The 18,349-nt window shown below is 42.9% G+C and carries 14 protein-coding genes and 1 other RNA gene; 13 read left to right on the forward strand and 2 right to left on the reverse strand.

Translation table 11 applies throughout. From position 1 onward, the window contains the following. Positions 1-299: 299 nt before the first annotated feature. A non-coding RNA gene (ssrS, locus tag K0I73_RS03940) (6S RNA) lies at positions 300-480 on the reverse strand. 118 nt (positions 481-598) lie between these two features. Then, entirely contained in the window at positions 599-907 is a 309-nt protein-coding gene (locus K0I73_RS03945; RefSeq protein ID WP_220063231.1) for a cell division protein ZapA, read from the reverse strand. Positions 908-1,220: 313 nt separating this feature from the next. On the opposite strand from K0I73_RS03945, the gene K0I73_RS03950 reads away from it, so the two are divergent. The 13 genes from K0I73_RS03950 (at position 1,221) to K0I73_RS04010 (ending at position 18,217) form a co-directional block, all read left to right on the forward strand. After that, positions 1,221-1,793: a UPF0149 family protein gene (locus K0I73_RS03950; protein ID WP_220063232.1), complete on the forward strand. Its 573-nt coding sequence runs from the start codon at positions 1,221-1,223 to the stop codon at positions 1,791-1,793. A 91-nt stretch (positions 1,794-1,884) separates the two neighbouring features. Next, on the forward strand, positions 1,885-3,165 hold the full coding sequence (gene ubiH / locus K0I73_RS03955; RefSeq protein WP_220063233.1) for a 2-octaprenyl-6-methoxyphenyl hydroxylase: 1,281 nt from the start codon (positions 1,885-1,887) through the stop codon (positions 3,163-3,165). Between the two features lie 11 nt (positions 3,166-3,176). Next, positions 3,177-4,385 (forward strand): FAD-dependent monooxygenase, encoded by a 1,209-nt coding sequence (locus tag K0I73_RS03960; RefSeq protein WP_220063234.1) that lies wholly within the window; start codon positions 3,177-3,179, stop codon positions 4,383-4,385. Between the two features lie 461 nt (positions 4,386-4,846). After that, positions 4,847-5,941 carry a glycine cleavage system aminomethyltransferase GcvT gene (gcvT, locus tag K0I73_RS03965; RefSeq protein ID WP_220063235.1) on the forward strand — a complete coding sequence of 365 codons (1,095 nt, stop codon included), beginning with the start codon at positions 4,847-4,849 and terminating at the stop codon, positions 5,939-5,941. 207 nt (positions 5,942-6,148) lie between these two features. Further along, complete coding sequence (gene gcvH, locus K0I73_RS03970; RefSeq protein WP_220063236.1) at positions 6,149-6,538, forward strand: glycine cleavage system protein GcvH; 390 nt, start codon at positions 6,149-6,151, stop codon at positions 6,536-6,538. Positions 6,539-6,672: 134 nt separating this feature from the next. After that, entirely contained in the window at positions 6,673-9,561 is a 2,889-nt protein-coding gene (gcvP, locus tag K0I73_RS03975; protein ID WP_220063237.1) for an aminomethyl-transferring glycine dehydrogenase, read from the forward strand. Positions 9,562-9,903: 342 nt separating this feature from the next. Continuing rightward, positions 9,904-10,200, forward strand: coding sequence for a hypothetical protein (locus tag K0I73_RS03980; RefSeq protein WP_220063238.1), 297 nt, complete (start codon positions 9,904-9,906; stop codon positions 10,198-10,200). Between the two features lie 12 nt (positions 10,201-10,212). Continuing rightward, positions 10,213-10,668 carry a hypothetical protein gene (locus K0I73_RS03985; protein ID WP_220063239.1) on the forward strand — a complete coding sequence of 152 codons (456 nt, stop codon included), beginning with the start codon at positions 10,213-10,215 and terminating at the stop codon, positions 10,666-10,668. A 789-nt stretch (positions 10,669-11,457) separates the two neighbouring features. Next, on the forward strand, positions 11,458-12,291 hold the full coding sequence (locus K0I73_RS03990) for a TnsA endonuclease N-terminal domain-containing protein (RefSeq protein WP_220063240.1): 834 nt from the start codon (positions 11,458-11,460) through the stop codon (positions 12,289-12,291). Further along, complete coding sequence (locus K0I73_RS03995) at positions 12,284-14,530, forward strand: TnsB C-terminal domain-containing protein (RefSeq protein WP_258405288.1); 2,247 nt, start codon at positions 12,284-12,286, stop codon at positions 14,528-14,530. The genes K0I73_RS03990 and K0I73_RS03995 overlap by 8 nt, the downstream gene beginning before the upstream one ends. Further along, on the forward strand, positions 14,530-15,927 hold the full coding sequence (locus K0I73_RS04000; RefSeq protein WP_220063241.1) for an ATP-binding protein: 1,398 nt from the start codon (positions 14,530-14,532) through the stop codon (positions 15,925-15,927). Before K0I73_RS03995 ends, K0I73_RS04000 begins: the two co-directional genes overlap by 1 nt. Further along, complete coding sequence (locus tag K0I73_RS04005; RefSeq protein ID WP_220063242.1) at positions 15,924-16,799, forward strand: hypothetical protein; 876 nt, start codon at positions 15,924-15,926, stop codon at positions 16,797-16,799. Before K0I73_RS04000 ends, K0I73_RS04005 begins: the two co-directional genes overlap by 4 nt. An 11-nt stretch (positions 16,800-16,810) precedes the next feature. After that, a complete protein-coding gene (locus tag K0I73_RS04010; protein WP_220063243.1) occupies positions 16,811-18,217 on the forward strand; it encodes a TnsD family Tn7-like transposition protein in 1,407 nt (468 codons plus the stop codon). Positions 18,218-18,349 lie beyond the last annotated feature (132 nt).

Genomic DNA, 18,349 nt, shown 5'->3' on the forward strand with positions numbered 1-18,349 from the left:
TTTCAAGGTGGATATTTGCAGGCATAAAAAACCACCGCTGGTTAAGGCGATGGTTTCTCTGACTAAATTGCTCCCCAAGATGCCGTTAACTGTGTAGCCCTTGAACCAATAGATGTTTCAAGGTGGATATTTGCAGGCATAAAAAAACCACCGCAGGTTAAGGCGATGGTTTCTCTGATTAAATTGCTCCCCAAGATGCCGTTAACTGTGTAGCCCTTGAACCAATAGATGTTTCAAGGTGGATATTTGCAGGCATAAAAAAACCACCGCAGGTTAAGGCGATGGTTTCTCTGATTAAATTGCTCCCCAAGATGCCGTTAACGGTGTAGCCCTTGAACCGTAGGTTCAAGGCGGGTAAATGATCAAATCCTAAGGCTTCTCGGTTCGAGCCGAGCTTGCGCAATGTCATCAAAACATTCACCCTGAGTTTGTAAATATCGGCACAGGGACATAACCGACTCACGCACACCACAGGGAGCAAAAACGTTTCATTGATACTCTTTTTGAGTATCGAATTGACCTCGACAGGGTCAATCTTATTAAAGCTTAGCTAATTTTCTACTAAGTGTTAGCCAATTTGCTAAGCGTTAGCTAACGATTAATCATCTTGAGATGAACGCTCAACCAGCGCACTCTCTAAAGTTGATTGCAGCAGACCAATTTTGTCGTCCATCTGCTTTATATAATCTTGATTTTTTTGCTGTTCTTCTAACAGCTCATAGCCAATATTTAACGCAGCCATGATAGCGATCTCTTCCCTACTCAAATTATTAGTACGGGCACGAAGAGAGCTTAACTGTTTTTCCAGATTAGCCGCTACATGGCGCAAAGCATCTTCTTGACCAATAGGGCAAGCGATGGAGTAGGTACGGCCCATTAAGCTAATTTCTATAGCATGGCTACTCATTGCGATGTAGATCCTTTTATCATGTTGTTGAGCGGACTATATCGGTCTGAATCTTAAAGTGCAACAAGCGTTGGAGCCTAATAACGCTTTGTTAGATTAAATGTTGTTTAGATAACCAATAATCGCCTCTCTGCCGCAGAAAACGCGGAAAAATACAACTAAAGATGATAAAAGCGCTTATGTCGCTAAACTCGGTCTCAACTCTTTCAGGAGGCATGCTTGTTAAGCTGCTCTCGCTCTTTGGTTGTTAGTCTTGGTCGAACTGGCCACTTCTGCTAGCATGTGTACAGATAAATAATGATTGGAATAAGTTATGGCAACGCCCCCCTCTTTGAGTATTGATAGTTTATTGGCAGAGCTTAATAGCGCTGAAATTGCACAGCATCCTGTAGAAGTACATGGCTCATTAGTTGGGCTCATTTGTGGTGGTGTGGGGCAAGCGAAAAGTGAATGGTTGAAATCGCTGCTCGAACTTATTAACGATGGCCAGCTGCCGCCACCTTCGTTAACTCAGTTACTAGAAGAACTCTATCAAGATACCTTAGCCCGTATTACCGATGAAGACTTTGGCTTTACCCCTATGGCACCAGAAGAGGAGGAGCCTCTCGCTAAGCGAGTTGAAGCGCTGTCCTTATGGGTGCAAAGTTTCTTAACGGGCCTTGCTATCGTGCAGCCAAAGTTGAACCGTGCTTCTCGGGATGTCAAAGAGGTCATAAACGATCTTGCCGAAATCGCTCAGGTGGAGTTCGATGTTGGCGATGATGATGAATCTGAAGCAGCCTATATTGAGCTAATGGAGTTTGCCCGCATGGCAGCGCTGCTGTGTTATGCGGAATTTGGTCGCGAGCAACACGAAAATATAGATCAAGATTCAACAATTCATTAAGACCATTTCTAGCCTGACAGTCGTGAGTTCGGCTGTCGTTAGCTAAACAGGGGTAGGCATAGCTAAATGCCTGCTAACAAAGAGAAAGTGAATGACCGCTTCGACCTTAACTCATACACAGAAAGCTCAGACTCAGAATACGCCAGTGCCAGATGAGTTCGACATCGCTATTGTTGGTGGTGCCATGGCTGGTGCGACGTTAGCGTTAGGGCTAGCCAAACTGTCAGAAGAGCTTAAACGTCCTCTTAAAATAGCGCTAATTGAGGCGAGTCGCCCCGGCGCTGAGCATCCAGGCTTCGATGCTCGCTCGATTGCCATCGCCCAAGGTTCTGTTTTCGAACTCACGCGCTTGGGACTCTGGCCAAAGCTTATGCATCTTGGCACCGCTATTGAAAACATTCATGTCTCCGATCGTGGTCATTTCGGCATGACTACCCTCAATGCCAATGACTTTCATCTGCCTTATCTCGGTCAAGTGGTGGAGTTACAGCGAGTCGGTGCGGCGCTATTTAGCTTACTCGATAAACAGCAGGTTAAGCTTTACTGCCCCGCTAAGGTTGCCACTATTACAGCCGGGGTCGATAGCAATCAACTGCTGTTAGATGACGGTCATCAGTTTAACGCTAAGTTAGTAGTGGCCGCCGATGGACTCAATTCTATTGTTAGGCGCGACTTTAAATTACCACTTGAGCAGGTCGATTTTGAACAAGTCGCGGTGGTGGCTAATATCGCTACCGATAAGCCTCACGAACAATGGGCGTTTGAGCGCTTTACTGGCACAGGGCCATTAGCCCTATTGCCAATGGCTAATGTCGACGGTCAGGCGAGGGTATCCCTTGTGTGGGCCTTATCACCAGAAAAAGCACAGCAGATGTTAGCGGCATCGAAAGCGCAATTTTTATCAACACTGCAAAGTGATTTTGGTTTTAGGGCTGGGGAGTTTATCGATGTGGGTGAGCGTCACGCCTATCCTCTAAAACTTTCTTATATGCAAAGGCCTATCTATCAACGCACCGTCTTTATTGGCAATGCCGCCCAGACGCTGCATCCTATCGCCGGGCAAGGCTTTAACCTAGGATTGCGAGATCTAGTGTGTTTAATCGATCAGGTGCGCACAGCGTTAATCCATGATGAAGATATTGGCGGTGCTAAGCTGACTCACCAATACCTCGCCGAGCGCACTGATGATAGAGAGTCCACCATTAACAACGTCGAGTTTTTAGTGCGCGGCTTCTCTAATCAGTATTGGCCACTGGTCGCCGGACGTAACTTGGGCCTTCGACTGCTTTCGTGGTGCCCACCGCTTAAAACGCCTATCGCTCGAAAGGCAATGGGCTGGAAATCACCTCAGACAACGACTTCGTTTTTATAAAGGATAATCCTATGTTCAGTACACAAACCTATGATGTAGCCATTGTTGGTGGTGGTATGGTGGGACTGGCAACCGCCATAGGCCTTGCAATGGAAGAGTTGCGAGTCGTGGTTATCGATGCGGGCGAAACCCAAGCCGTTTCGGGAGGGGCTCGTTTGCGCGTCAGCGCGATTAATAAGGCGAGCCAACGTTTACTCACCCATCTTGGCGCTTGGGCTTATGTCGATGAATCTCGTATCGGGCCCTATCAAAAGATGGCCGTATGGGACAAGGATGGCCTAGGTAAAATAGGTTTCGATGCGCACAGTATTAGCGAGCAGACCCTAGGCAGCATTATTGAAAACGATAACATTGCTCATGGGCTAGCGACTCGAGTTGCTGAACTGAGTGAAATCACCCACCTTGAAAATCGCCGTTTAGATAAAATTGCCTTTGGCGAGCGAGAAGCCTGGCTCACTTTAGATAATGGCGACAACTTGTCGGCAGCCTTAGTGATTGGCGCCGATGGGGCTAATTCGTGGGTGCGCGATCAGTGTAAGATCCCGATGACCTTTTGGGATTATGGTCATCATGCCCTCGTGGCCTCGATCCGCACAGAACTCCCCCACAACGACACCGCTAGGCAGGTATTTCTTAGCGAGGGTCCATTAGCATTTTTACCTCTATTTGAACCCGATCTCTGCTCTATCGTGTGGTCGGTGCCACCTACCAAGGCGCAAGCGCTATTAGATGGCGACACCACAGAATTTGAGCGCAGCCTCACCGCTGCATTCGACGGTAAGCTTGGGATGTGTAAGTTAGCCAGTGAGCTACAAGCCTTTCCGCTGCGCATGCGTTATGCCCGCCACTTTGCTCGCCACCGTTTGGTTTTGGTTGGGGATGCGGCCCACACCATCCATCCGTTAGCTGGCCAGGGCGTTAACTTAGGTTTCCTCGATGCCGCCGCCACCATTGAATCCCTCGCAGAGCTTAAGCGTAAAGGTAAAGATATTGGTGATTATGCTAATTTGCGTCCACTAGAGCGCTGGCGTAAAGCCGATGCATTGGAGATGATTGCCGCAATGGAGGGCTTTAAGCGCTTATTCGATGGCAGTAATCCAATTAAGAAAGCGCTGCGAGATCTTGGCCTAAACTTGGTCGATAACTTTTCTCCTGTGAAAACACTGTTTATGCAGCAGGCGATGGGTAACAAATCTCGTCTGCCGACGCTGTGCAAATAGCCGCTGAGAAAATAACAGATTTTTATTATTTTATTTTTAAATACAGACGCTTGAGGTTTTTTCATTTCGACGGCTCTTTTTTATGTAAAAAAACTACATTTTTAACATGAGAAAAAGTAATGCTAAAACCGTTCGGATTAGAAAATTCTCTTGTATACAAAACTGTGACGCAAGGTATAATTTCGCCGCATTTTGATACCATTGACCATGTTTAGACTAAGCGTGGTCGATGCATCTTATTCAACGCAATTGATGCAAAAATTCATCTTTGCAATCACATCCTGGCCCAACGTACCCTACGTTCAGGTGTGTCTATAAAGCACACTTAGGTGCCGCATAGTTAAGACTAAATTGATAAATGAGTTGGTTGCCGAACCTATCGGTCAGGTCATTACCTTTACGTTTTCGTTATGTGGTTGCTGCCAGGCAAGACCCGAAAAGGGCATAAAGAAGAGATAATAATGGCTAATAAAACTGTACTCTTTAATAAGCACTTGGAATCTAATGCCAAGATGGTTGACTTCCATGGTTGGGACATGCCGCTAAACTACGGCTCTCAAATTGAAGAACACCACGCTGTACGTCAAGACGCAGGTATGTTTGACGTCTCTCATATGACAGTGGTTGATGTCACGGGTAGCGAGGCCTGTGAATTTCTACGTAAGCTATTGGCCAACGACGTAGCCAAATTAAAAGTACCTGGTAAGGCGCTTTATGGCGGCATGCTAGACCACAATGCTGGCGTGATCGACGACCTCATCACCTATTATCTCACTGACACTCATTACCGTGTGGTCGTTAACTCTGCGACTCGTGAAAAAGACTTAGCTTGGATCAATGAGCAAGTTAAAGGCTTCGATGTCACGATTACTGAGCGTCCTGAGCTGGCGATGATTGCCGTTCAAGGCCCTAACGCTAAAGCCAAAGCGGCAATCGTATTTACTGCCGAGCAAAATGCTGCAGTAGAAGGAATGAAGCCTTTCTTTGGTGTGCAATCTGGCTCCTTGTTTATTGCCACTACTGGTTATACCGGTGAAGCGGGTTACGAGATCATTGTCCCTGAAGATGAAGCGGCCGCCCTTTGGCAAGCATTACTCGACAATGGCGTTAAGCCATGTGGTTTAGGTGCCCGTGACACGCTTCGTTTAGAAGCAGGCATGAACCTATATGGCTTAGATATGGACGAAAGCGTTAACCCGCTCGCGGCCAACATGGGCTGGACCATCGCGTGGGAACCACAAGATCGTGACTTTATCGGTCGTGAAGCGTTAACCGCTATTAAGGCCGCTGGAACAGATAAGCTTGTGGGCTTGGTGATGGAAGAGAAGGGCGTTATCCGTCCTGGCATGTCAGTGTTCTTTACCGACGCTGATGGCGTTGAACAACAAGGCACTATTACCAGTGGTACATTCTCGCCAACCTTAGGCTATTCTATTGCAATGGCGCGTGTACCTAATTCTGTTGGTGAAGTCGCAGAAGTAGATATGCGTAAAAAGCGTGTGGCTGTTAAAGTTATCGCACCTAGCTTTGTACGCAACGGTAAACAAGCTTTCTAATAAGTTGACGAGGCAATAGCCAATTGGGCTATTTGAGGGATTAAAGTCGCAAATGAGATTGTTCAATTGCGCGCTAGCTCCACAAATAGCCAAAGAATTTGGGCTAACCTCGTCAACTAGCAAGTAACCGAACTTATGTCTTAACAGTAACAATCAACGCATTGTCTGATTAGTAAATTTAGCATTACGGAACAAGGAACAAAAACAATGAGCAATATTCCAGCTGAACTCAAATACGCTTCTTCACACGAATGGATCCGCAAGGAGTCAGACGGTTCATACACTGTTGGTATCAGCGAACATGCCCAAGAACTACTCGGTGATATGGTATTCGTTGAGCTACCAGAAGTTGGCGATACGGTTAGCGCTGGCGATGACTGCGCCGTTGCTGAGTCTGTAAAAGCCGCATCTGACATCTACGCACCAATCTCTGGTGAAGTGATCGCAGTAAACGAATCACTAGAAGATTCTCCAGAGCTAGTTAATAGTGATGCATACGGTGACGGTTGGTTCTTCCGCATAATGCCTTCTGATGAATCAGAAATAGACAGCTTGCTTGATGCCGAAGGTTATCAAGAAGTTATCGACGAAGAGTAAGCGTCGATATCAACAAAGCCCCGTGACAATGTGACATGGGGCTTTGTTCGTTATACAGCCCAACATTAAAAACGAGACCGGTAACACCACCCCCCTACAGGTAGGATACTGGCAAATATGGAACTAGGTTTAACATGACCAAAGAAACACTCACTCAGTTAGAGCAGCACGAACTATTTATCCGTCGTCACGTTGGCCCGGACAGCGCTGAACAGCAAGAGATGCTGAACTTCGTTGGTGCAGAATCTTTAGAAGATTTAACACAGCAGATCGTACCTGAGTCGATTCGTCTAGGCCGCGACCTTGCGGTTGGCAGTGCATGTGGCGAAGCCGAAGGTATGGCCGCTATTCGCGCCATTGCCGATAAAAACAAGGTGTTTAAAAGCTACATCGGCATGGGTTACCACGGCACACTAGTGCCAAGTGTTATCCAGCGCAACGTGCTTGAAAACCCAGGTTGGTACACAGCCTACACTCCATATCAGCCAGAAATCGCTCAAGGTCGTCTAGAAGCTATTCTAAACTTCCAACAGGTGTCGATGGATCTAACCGGTCTTGATTTAGCCTCAGCATCATTACTCGATGAAGCAACCGCAGCTGCCGAAGCAATGGCGCTGGCGAAACGCGTCTCTAAGGCTAAAAAAGCCAATATCTTCTTCGTTGCCGATGACGTATTCCCACAAACTGTCGACGTGGTGAAAACCCGCGCCGAGTGTTTTGGTTTTGAGGTTGTGACTGGCCCAGCAGAAGAGGCCGTTAACTACGAGCTATTTGGCGCTATGTTCCAGTACAGCAACCGCCATGGTGAAATTCGTGATTTCACCGAGCTATTTGCTGCGCTAAAAGAGAAAAAAGCGGTCGTTACCGTTGCAGCCGACATCATGTCACTGGTCATGCTTAAATCACCAGGTGCCATGGGCGCAGATGTTGTTTTTGGTAGCGCGCAGCGTTTTGGCGTACCAATGGGCTTTGGTGGTCCACACGCGGCATTCTTCGTCTCTCGTGACGAGCACAAGCGTTCACTTCCGGGTCGTATTATCGGTGTATCACAAGATGCTCGCGGTAATCGCGCACTGCGTATGGCAATGCAAACTCGTGAGCAACATATCCGCCGCGAAAAAGCCAACTCAAACATCTGTACTGCACAGGTGTTATTGGCCAACATGGCCTCTTTCTACGCCGTATTCCATGGCCCACAAGGGCTTAAAACCATTGCTCAGCGTATTAACCGTCTTGCCGATATCTTGGGCGCAGGCCTAAGCGCTAAGGGCGTAGAACTGGTCAACAAGACTTGGTTCGATACCGTTTCATTTAAGCTTGCCGATAGTGCTGCCGTTGTTGCACGCTCAGCTGCTGCGGGTGTTAACCTACGTGTTGATAGCGATGGTATCTTAGGGGTAAGCATCTCTGAGCCAACGACTCGCGCCGATATTACTCAGCTATTTGATGTCATTTTAGGTGAAGGTCATGGCTTAGACGTTGCTGCAATCGATGCCAGCATTGTGGCTAATGGCAGTAGTTCAATTCCTGCTGAGCTTGTGCGTACCGATGCTATCTTGACTCACCCAACGTTTAATCGCTACCAAAGCGAAACCGAGATGATGCGTTACATCAAGCGTCTCGAAAACAAAGATTTAGCCCTAAACCACTCTATGATCTCGTTAGGCTCATGCACCATGAAGCTAAACGCGGCAACAGAGATGATGCCCGTTAGCTGGCCAGAGTTTGGCAACATGCACCCATTCTGCCCACAAGATCAGGCGCAAGGTTATGCCGAGCTTATCGAAGAGCTATCAAGATGGCTTGTTGATATCACGGGATACGACGCGGTTTGCATGCAGCCAAACTCAGGTGCACAGGGTGAATACGCGGGCCTATTAGCCATTAAGAAATACCATGAATCACGTGGCGACGCGCACAGAAACATCTGTCTAATCCCACAATCGGCTCACGGTACTAACCCAGCGTCAGCACAGCTTGCGGGCATGAAAGTCGTGGTTACCGCATGTGACAAAGCGGGTAACGTCGATCTGGAAGATCTCAAGATTAAAGCTGCCGAAGTGGCCGAAAATCTTTCATGCATCATGGTCACTTACCCATCGACTCACGGTGTGTATGAAGAAACCATCGGCGAGATCTGCGAGATCATCCATAACCATGGTGGTCAGGTTTACCTCGATGGTGCCAACATGAACGCGCAGGTGGGCTTAACCTCTCCTGGTTTCATCGGTGCCGACGTGTCTCACCTTAACCTGCATAAAACCTTCGCGATCCCACATGGCGGCGGCGGACCAGGTATGGGTCCTATTGGTGTTAAAGCTCACCTTGCGCCATTTGTTGCTGGTCACGCCGTGGTTAAACATGGTCGTGAATCAGACAACAACGGCGCTGTATCGGCTGCACCATACGGTAGCGCTAGCATTTTGCCTATCACTTGGATGTACATTAAGTTACTGGGTTTCCAAGGCTTAAGACAATCTACCCAAGTGGCACTGCTTAACGCTAACTACATGATGAAGAAGCTATCTGCTCATTATCCAGTGCTTTACACTGGCCGTAATGACCGCGTTGCTCACGAATGTATTATCGATCTGCGCCCGCTTAAAGAAGCGTCTGGCGTGACCGAAATGGATATCGCTAAGCGTCTAAACGACTATGGTTTCCACGCGCCAACCATGAGTTTCCCTGTTGCTGGAACCTTAATGATAGAGCCAACCGAATCTGAGTCTAAAGTTGAGCTAGATAGATTCATCGATGCGATGATCTCAATTCGTGGCGAAATCGCCCGAGTAGAAGCAGGCGAGTGGCCAGTGGATAACAACCCACTGCACAATGCGCCACACACCATGGCTGACATCATGGACAGCGAGTTTGATTCACGTCCATACAGCCGTGAAATGGCGGTCTTCCCAAGCGCCGCGGTTAAGGCTAACAAGTTCTGGCCAACGGTTAACCGTATCGATGACGTTTATGGCGACCGTAATTTGATGTGTTCTTGTGCACCGATTGACGACTATAAGTAAAATGGTCACTTAGCCTCGATAATGCTGCGTTGAACCTCGCTTCGTGTGTAGCGACATCTAAAATTTAGACAAACCTATAAAAAAATAGACAAACTCCGGTTTGTCTATTTTTTTGCCTTTTCATCCTAATTAAAAAGTCCAATGATGACGATTGGGGGTCAACTCAAGGTCATTTATTACTGTTTGACTGATTTGAGAAGTGTTGTAATGGCAACACAGTTTGCTCGAAGCAGTCGTGGAAATCTTCTTGTCTAGCGAAATTTTAGTGACACTTCCGAGATTTTTTCCTAATTCTAGTTCATTCTTAAACGATAGTTTTTGATCGGTTTAGGAGCTCCCGATATGTATGCGACTGTACTTGAACAGCATCTTAGAGATTACTCACCTAATGTATTCTTCTACAGCCCTTTGCAGGTTGATGATGCTTTTGTGTTTGTTTTACATCGGTTGTTCCGAACGTTATCCGAAATGGTGGGAGATGGGATTGTTGAGGTATTGCATGTTGCGGTTTGCCCTAAGACACACATTCCAACCGTTCAGCTGATGCTACCACCCCAGCTTAATGAGAAAGACTTTGGCGCATTATTTGATGATACGCAGAGACTATTGCATCAAGCAGCTGCTCAAGCAGTCAACTGAGAAGAAGTTGTAATGAATATCTTATTTTTATGTACATCGAATTTAAATCGCAGCAAAACAGCTGAAGACTACTTTGCGGAGAAAGATCCACTACGCGTCTATCGCTCAGCGGGTTTGAGCGAGAAAGAGTGCAAGCGAAACGGCACGACCTTGTGTAGTGAAGAATTATTAACTTGGGCTGATGTCGTATTTGTCATGGAGAAGGAACATGTTCGCCGTATTGAAAATTACACTGGGCAGCGCTTTTTGGACAAAGTCATTAACCTAGATATACCAGACGTATACCAACATGGTGAACCTGCTTTGATAGAACAACTTGAAAAGCGCAGAGATGCAATGCAATTTGAAGAGTTGTTTGCTCGTATTGAATCGCAATCTTCAGCTCGCGCTGCACTTCGTTTATTTGAGGTAAGTGCTACTGAGCTTGCTGAAACTTATCAATCTGGGAGTACAGAAGGAAAATTTTAACATTGGATTCAAATTTTGGATTGTGTTTGGGAATTCTATCTCCAATCAAATCAGTTGCAATGACTCATACACGATCTGAAAATCGTACGGTAGGCTTTGGTTACGTAATAATGCTTTTTTGCACTATATCGTCAATATATTAGGCACAATACTGGAAATTAACACTATTATGGAACTCGATAGAAAAAGTAATGCAGCTATCTTAGAGGTTTATAGGTAAGCGATTTTTACAGACGCGTCTTCACGAAAGACTAGAGCAACGCTAGCAATGAAGAGCTGGCCGTAACTATTAAACCGGGTTTAACCGAAAAGCAATCTTAAAAAGTAGTGGTTTTAATGAATATTCCAGAGCTTATTTATTCAGAGACCTACGCTGAGCTCTATCAAAAGGAATGAAGTAACGCATTAATGATGCATGAAGTTCCTATCAGTCAAGGAATAGCGGAAGGGAGTTTTGGAAGCCACCTCCTTTGATTAATGGCTTTAATACCTACTTCAAATTCGAACGTATTTTGATCAATTTCTCATTTGAAAGTTCCGATTTACTTATTCAAGTAGACTTTAAATCTGGATCTCTAGATGTCTATTTTCTGTGGTTTTTATATAACTTCCCAAGATGATAATTCATTGGCATTTTAAGTGCTTACGTTTGTGCATGAGGAGAGTTTTGACAGGCATTTAATTATCGCTATATTATTATAAGTTATTGATTTTGATCGAAAATTTGATATTTTTGCAAATGTGATTTACTCTTTTAATCAATAATTGATTTATTGATTAAGTTTTACGATGAAGAGACGTCAAAATATTACCAGAGAGGTGCGCGATGGCTGGGTTCGTAAGTTTGAAAAATTAAATAAACACAGTCGTCTTTATTACTCCTTTATTACCACTCAAGATATAAAATCAATGGGTAGCAAATCGCGAACCCCCGACTTTGAAGAGCGAGGGCAAGATCGAGACTTATTATCTACTAATGAGAGAATGTTTTTTTACCGCTTACGTTTTTCAAAGAAGTTTGTATCGATTAAAGAACAGTATCCTTTGCTGCCGCTTGAGCGAGTCATCGGTGTCGCTAAGCAATTAGGGGTTCGTTATCCAACATATCCATATTCACGAAGTGTAGAAGTCGTAATGACAAGCGACTTTGTGTGTAAAACTTTGTCTGGGAAGTTAGTTGTATACTCGATAAAAGACACAAAGGCTTTTAAAAATCTATCAGAAGCTCAGCGAAAAAATTTAGACAATAAATTAAAAATAGAAAAGGCGTTTTGGGAATCGAAAGGGGCAACTTGGTATCTTATATTGAGTGAGCAAATAAAAACAATTTTTGCCCAAAATTTAGAGCAACTTTTTCCTTCATGCTCTCTTTCCGTAAAGTTACAAATATTTCATCCGAGATGGCTACAACTGTTTAGCAAAAAAGGTTTAAGTTATAAAAAGCAACGTTTGAGCGAGCTAGTCACAGCAATCGCTTTAGAGCTCGGTATCAGTTATCAAGAGTCTGTTGAGATTTGCCAGTTTTGTATCTGGAATAAGCATATTAAAGCAAACCTATCTTCTATTAAATTAAGGTATGAGTTATCTCTTGAGCAATTAGGTTGTGATGTTAATCGTGGCTGATGAACTACAACTTGACGATCTTTTAACTCCAGGCGTTGAGAATGAGTCAGCTTTAATTGTTGAGCCTCACATTGTTGTGTTTATTGACGGCACCACAGATCGGGTGCTTATGGTAAATATGACTAAGGAGCAAAAACCGAGCCTGTTTAGTTTAAAGGCTATTTATGACGAATTAGATAGTTTGATTTTGAGGAAGGCTATTTTAGATACACCTGCTCATTTACTTGTAAGTGATGAGAGCTTAACGGCTGAGCAAAGAGAGTTAAGAGACGCTAAGTTCCGAGTTATTGAGCCAATCATACGAAACATAGAGGAGTATTCACTTTCCAATACTTATGGGAAAAATACGGTAAAAAATTGTTTACTGATAGCTAAATCATTAGGCGTTACAGTGAATAGAACGCAATTGTATCAATGGGTTAATCGTTTTTTGAAAGCAGGCTCAAATAAAAATGCATTCCTAAGAAAACCCGGCAGTGGGCATGGAAAAAATAAAACATACCTCAAAAAAACTGGGCCAGAAAGAGGCGATGGCACTATTGGGCGAATGATTAATGATAACGATAAGCGGCATATTGAAACAATTATTAGAAAGAAAATATTCACAAGGGCACCACTTAGCTATGCTGAAGCTTATCAAGTTTATCTCGACACTTATGCAAGTGACCCTGTCATTGATATTCATACCGGTGAGATCTCAAAGTTAAAACGCTGGGATGCCGAACTACTATTATCTCTAAAACAGTTTGAAAACTATGCGTCCAAGTTTAGGAACAAAAATAAAGCTAAGGAGCAAGAGGCACAAGGAACTTCTGATCAGCACCACAAAGATGTGGCAGGTTTAAAAGGAAATCTAGAAGAGTTTTATGCTGAAGGTCCTGGGCATGTATATCAAATTGATGAGACACCTTTAGCAATTGAATTAGTGGATGAATTCGATCCAACTCGTCAGAAACGAGTTGGGCGGCCAACTTGTTACTCTGTTGTAGATTTATTCAGCTCAGTGTGGGTTGCACTATTGTTAACATTTGCAAAAGCGTCTGCTCACACAGCGCGTGAAATTATTTTTATAGCCTTTCGAGATAAAACAAAGTTCTGTGAAGAAATCGGTATAAAGCTTAATCATCCTTTTAATATCTCTGGTAAATGCAGATGCATTATGGTCGATAATCATGAGTTTAAAGCTGAATTAGAGAGATCCTTAAGCCAAGATGCACATATCGAACAGATTTATAATACCGAAGGTCGGTCAAACCAGAAAGGTGCAGTAGAGCGAAAACATAAGTCTCTAGAGGACTTCTTGTTTGGGCTTGTTCCTGGGGTGGGAAGGAAAAATATAGCTGATTATTTAAAACGAAATTTGAGAAAAGATGCTCTTTTAAATATTCGTGAGTTGTATCAGCTACTTATTGACTTTATCACTACCTATAATAACTTTGCGCCTGTTGAGAGCCTGACTTTAACAAAGGAAATGAAGCAAGATGGGGTACAGAAGGTTCCAATGTCTAAATTTGAATGGGGACTTAAGCATAGACCCGGCTATTTAAAACCTGTTAATGAGACTGAATTATATTTTTCACTTTTAGAGGTTGGGCAGGTCACAGTACATCGAGAATATATACTGCTACCTGGTCGGTATTTTAAGTCCGCTGGCAAATCATCTAAGGGATTGAAATACAACTGCCAATGGATATTGGAAAACGGAGTACAAGACGTTAAAAGAGGAAAAGAACTGCCGAAGTATCCTTGTCGCTTTATGCGTTACTCATTAGGCGTTATCTATATAGATACGCCAGATGGTTTGAAGCCTGCTTATTTACAACCAGTTGACCGATTGTATGAAAACATGCCAGCAGAGTTAGTTGCTAATTATAAAAAAGAAGAGAAAATTGAAAATAATAAACTATCAATATCTTATCAAGAAAATTTAAGTGCTGTCCGAATTAATGCTGAAAATATTGTTGCGAATGCACTACTTGAAAAGCAGCAGATTAGTGCTAATGCAGCAAACTCTCAAGACTTATCAGCAAATAGAGATGAAGCAATCAAACGTGAAATTGAAGCTTCTTCAAATCAATTTAAACAAATGACAGGAGCCGGGATCGATCAGGCTCGAAATAGTGATAGCGAGATTGAGAGCACAGACCCATCTGTGGAACAAACTTCATCAGAAGCAGCGCATCCATTCGCACAGAAAATGAAAGAGCGGCTAAAAAACAATCGTCGAGGTAAAAGTTAATGGGGTTTCAAGTTGCGCAATATCACAAGTTAAACTCACCTATTCTCAGCGGTAATCCTTTGATTGAATGCCTACCAATACGTTTGTCTCAGGAAGCTTTCTGGGATGCTGTCGTTGACTTGGTTGAAGTTCCTGAGCAACTGGATAGTTTCGATGTGGAAACGAGGGAGTTATTGGCGTCAGAGATTATGAAATCTGTTTGTCCAACTTCAGAATATTTTGATATTTATTGTGATCTCCTTAATACCTTAAAAGAAGGGTTTATTAGTCGAAACCCGTTAGATCCTAACACTGAAAAGTGGAAGAACAATATAGCAACGAAAACGTATCAGCGAACAAGAACAACGGCCCCTAATATTAAATTTACCGGTATATCTGGAATGGGAAAAACTACCGTTGTTGATAGCATTCTTGCGCTTATTCCACCTGTTTTGATTCACCCTCATGATGGACCTCTTGGCGTTGAGACGACTCATATTAACTATATAAAAGTCAATATTCCCGGAGAGGCAGACAGCAAGTCCATATGTTTGGCTATAGCTTCAAAAATAGATGCCGTGTATGGGACAGACTATGAAACGCAGTATGGGTCGCTGAAAAGATCAGTGTGTATAGATAAGATTATTACTTTATGTACAACGCTATTAATAGGAATGATCATTTTTGATGAGATCCATAACATCTGCTTTTCATCACCCAATGAGCGAGCATTGATTTTTACCTTATTTGACCGTTTTTCTCATGAAGCAAGAATACCAACTATCAAAATTGGTACATTTAAAGCAAACCGACTGTCTAACAAAGTTTTTACTAATGCTCGTCGCCTAGGGATGCCAGTTGATTGGGCTAATTTTTCCGCTGAATCTGAAGACTGGAAAATGCTGGTAGAGTATGCATGGAGTTATCAATTAACTAACGAATATCAAGAGTTAACTCAAGAGCTAGTTCAAAGAGTTTACGAGTACACTTGTGGTGTACCTCATTGTTTATTTTTTCTTATTGAGCAGGCAAACAAATATTGTTTGAGAAACGGAATACATAAATTTTCAAAGGAAGTGTTAGCCACTGTTTTTAATTTGAAATTTTCGATTATGAAGCCTGCAATTTTAGCATTAAAACATGGGAAAATTGATGCTTTCGATGACCTGATGACGACAAATTCAGATTTAGATGTCGAAACTACAAAGCTCATTAAAAAGTTATTGAAAATTGCTGATGAGAATAAATTTACAGGCCAAGAGTCAAAAGCAATTATCGAACAGATTGAACCTTACATGATGGAGTACAGCTTTACTAAAAAAGAGTTAGCTACTTTTAAACGGCTAGAGAAGCAAGTTGCATCAGTACCAACAAATTTACCGAAAGAAGACGATGGTTACGAGGATTTGCCAATATGAGTATGCCTCATTGTAAGATATTGCCTGGTGAACATACTTTTTCATGGATGTTAAGGAGTTATTTAGCATCAGGAGAAGACGATTTTCTATCTTTTCAAAAGCGGCGAGGTATTTTTGATCGAGGTATAACAGCCAACAAAATATTTTGCGGCACGACATCTCAACTCTATAAGTTACTAGAAACTAATCATGATGTTTTTTCCAATAATCTATCACTAGTACCTTGGCAAATATCGACTGGAAAGCCCGTATCTGAATTAGAAAAATTAATATCCTTTTACACGCATATGAATGAGCAGCAGATGTTCTCATTTTCAACAGATTGGCATAGCTGCGCAGATTGCAGAGAAGAAGATTTAAACCACTATGGGACTAGTTTTTGGCATGCGAAGCATCAAATAACCAGTAGTTTTAGATGTTACAAACACAGGTGTGTGCTTCAGACTGCAAACCCACCAATCAAAAATTTGTATTATGAACAGTTGCCTCATCAGAATATGAATTGGTCGCCTTTAGTGATAGAACCTTCCAGTACAATCATATCATGGCAGGATTTTATTGATTCATATTTAGAGGATGATGCATCGTTACAAATACCGCTATGGGATTTAAAGGATAACATTGTCTCCAGGCTAAACTTGCCTGTCTCAAAGCGTGCGGGGAGATTGAAGGTATGTCAGGAATTGAATGTGGATTTCGAAAAAGTATTGGGGGATGAGTTATTAAGATACCTTTTTAGGGATTTTGCCAGACCAACAGAGAGAGGAACTATCAATATACTGAGATCGATGTTTGCGGGCCAACATAAAAGTCATGGTGTTAGAAATTATGTGTATTGGTTGGCTCTTGCTTACTGGTTAGAAAATCGCTAGAGCACGGTCCTGTGTACTCTTTTTTCCCAAAGCCTTTACCCGATGAAACTGTTTATAGCCTGCTTTGCCGATTTCACCTGGTTTCTGCTCAAGCTTCATTTAAAGGCAATACATTGAAGTTGTTTAAAATAAATGGTTCTCGCCCCAATAACGAATTCCCATCATTTTTGAATGAGTTTGAAGGATTAAGTGGGATTGATATGCCTACTCTTATTAACCAGATGACGAGCTTTCATTATTACGAACCATTTTTATCGCCTGATATGTGCTTAAGGCTTTATGACTCACTCAGGACGGGTAAAACAGAAAGTTTACAGAGTCAATTAGGAATAGTGGCAAGTAGATTCACGTATGGAAAGGAGTTGAAATCTTGCCCCTTATGTATGAAGGAAAATATTGATACTTACGGGACCACATATTGGCATCTGGAACATCAAATTACAGGGGCATTATCGTGTCCTAAGCATAAGTGCATTTTGAACAGCGAAGTGTGCTCTCCAATAAAGTTGCTTTTACCAAAGGAAAATAAAAATCTAAATATAGAAGTATTTGATGGTGAAGAATATCGATTTTCGTCTTTACTGGCATCTGAACTACACGATCTCAACTGCGATATCCATTTACCTGATTTATATAATGCGTATTGGGATCGTTTGAGGGAGCTTGGTTTGCTCACGCAGTGTGGGCGTGTCAGGCAGGCAACGCTACACAAGCTAGTTCAAAAATACTTAGAGAGGCTATGTGATAAAACACAGCATTTTCGAACACTCTATCACCAAGTCAAGAAGGATTATTTTCCTCAGTGTTTACTTTATCAAAGAAGTGTTCAGCACCATCCTTTACAGCATTTTGCATTTATCTTCTCTTTATTTGACAGTTGGGAGCATTTAAAAAAATTCATAGCATCGGAACATACGTGTGATGCCTTGCCTAACAATCAATCGATAAAAGTAGAGCTGGATTGGTCCTATTTTATTAACCTGCTTATCAATGGTCAAAGTCTTCGAAAGGTAGCTGCGTCAGCAGGCGTATCTATCGCAACATTAAAAGCAAGGGCGATTCAATATCAAGTCCCTATAGCTACTCGCCCCAGTAAGGTTTTCGACAAAGAGCGACGAATTATTTGGCGGAAGCTACTCATAGGTAAACCAACTGAAGATATTGCAACGGATTTGGGGATTTCTCAGGGAGCTGTGGAACAAGTACTCAAGTGCTACCCAGAAATCAAAGAGTTGAGAGCTAGGATTAGGTATAAAGCCAAACGAGATGAAATGCTGGCAATATTGGAAAAGTGTATCAGAGACAACCCAAGCTTTACGCGAAATCAGATTAAGCAAGCTGAGAATGCAGCGTATATGTGGTTGTTTAAACATGAGAAGAGCTTACTGTATACGTTTTTACCTCCACGTTTTTGCTAAGGAGATTAATCTGAAATTGTTTCATAATTCTAGTTGATGTGGTGTAAGTCTTTGTTTTATTTAGTGTGAAAATTATTTATTTTCATAGACTTAAAGGTGTTATAGTTCTTGTTGATTCGTGTTATTATAACT

It is taken from the genome of Shewanella mesophila, from assembly GCF_019457515.1.
GTDB classification, from domain to species: Bacteria; Pseudomonadota; Gammaproteobacteria; order Enterobacterales; family Shewanellaceae; genus Shewanella; species Shewanella mesophila.

What these genes read in the sequence shown, in the direction of transcription:
- K0I73_RS04005 (WP_220063242.1), top strand. Translation starts at nt 15,924, where the DNA reads ATGAGTATGCCTCATTGTAAGATATTGCCTGGTGAACATACTTTTTCA.
- gcvH (WP_220063236.1), top strand. Translation starts at nt 6,149, where the DNA reads ATGAGCAATATTCCAGCTGAACTCAAATACGCTTCTTCACACGAATGG.
- K0I73_RS03960 (WP_220063234.1), top strand. Translation starts at nt 3,177, where the DNA reads ATGTTCAGTACACAAACCTATGATGTAGCCATTGTTGGTGGTGGTATG.
- gcvP (WP_220063237.1), top strand. Translation starts at nt 6,673, where the DNA reads ATGACCAAAGAAACACTCACTCAGTTAGAGCAGCACGAACTATTTATC.
- K0I73_RS03990 (WP_220063240.1), top strand. Translation starts at nt 11,458, where the DNA reads ATGAAGAGACGTCAAAATATTACCAGAGAGGTGCGCGATGGCTGGGTT.
- gcvT (WP_220063235.1), top strand. Translation starts at nt 4,847, where the DNA reads ATGGCTAATAAAACTGTACTCTTTAATAAGCACTTGGAATCTAATGCC.
- K0I73_RS03945 (WP_220063231.1), bottom strand. Translation starts at nt 907, where the DNA reads ATGAGTAGCCATGCTATAGAAATTAGCTTAATGGGCCGTACCTACTCC.
- K0I73_RS03985 (WP_220063239.1), top strand. Translation starts at nt 10,213, where the DNA reads ATGAATATCTTATTTTTATGTACATCGAATTTAAATCGCAGCAAAACA.
- K0I73_RS03950 (WP_220063232.1), top strand. Translation starts at nt 1,221, where the DNA reads ATGGCAACGCCCCCCTCTTTGAGTATTGATAGTTTATTGGCAGAGCTT.
- K0I73_RS03980 (WP_220063238.1), top strand. Translation starts at nt 9,904, where the DNA reads ATGTATGCGACTGTACTTGAACAGCATCTTAGAGATTACTCACCTAAT.
- K0I73_RS04000 (WP_220063241.1), top strand. Translation starts at nt 14,530, where the DNA reads ATGGGGTTTCAAGTTGCGCAATATCACAAGTTAAACTCACCTATTCTC.
- ubiH (WP_220063233.1), top strand. Translation starts at nt 1,885, where the DNA reads ATGACCGCTTCGACCTTAACTCATACACAGAAAGCTCAGACTCAGAAT.